The following is a 601-nucleotide window of genomic DNA, read 5'->3' as shown; positions in this document are numbered from 1 at the left end:
GCGGCGGCAGCGCCCGCGTGGCGGCGTCGGCCTCCGGCGGCGCCGAGTTCACGGTCACGTTCTCGCCCACCCCGCCCAACGCCCGCGCGCAGGGAGTTCCGGTCCCATGAGCCAGATCCGCACGGTCGTCATCGACGACGACAAAGAAGTTGCCGGGGTACACACCGGCTTCCTGCTGGCCCACGGCGCCTTCGACGCCGTGGGTACCGCATACACCGGGGCCGAGGGCCTGGCCATGGTCGCGGCGCTACGGCCCGAACTGGTGCTGCTGGACATCCACCTGCCGGACATGAGCGGCATCGACGTGCTGCGCGCGGTCCGGAACCTTCCCGGCGAACCTGTCGACGTGATCGCGATAACTGCGGCACGCGAACTGGACACGGTGCGGGCCGCGATGGCCGGCGGCGTGCTCCACTACCTCGTCAAGCCGTTCAACGCGCGGGTGCTGATGGAGCGGCTGGACGCCTATGTGGAACACCGCCGGCACATCAGCGGCAGCGACGACTCCGCCGTGCTGGACCAGGACGGCATCGACCGGCTGCTCGCGCCGCAGCTCGATGCCGGCAGGGAGTCCGCCCGGCGGGACGCGGACGGAACGGCC

Annotated in this window: 1 protein-coding gene; it reads left to right on the top strand. The window is 71.5% G+C overall.

The window, feature by feature from the left end:
* Positions 1–106 precede the first annotated feature (106 nt).
* The coding region (locus tag AC5RUJ_RS17975; protein ID WP_494156481.1) for a response regulator at positions 107–601 on the top strand (495 nt) is incomplete at its 3' end.

The organism is Arthrobacter sp. Y3223164 (assembly GCF_059091005.1).
This window is presented reverse-complemented; position numbering and strand designations above follow the sequence as displayed.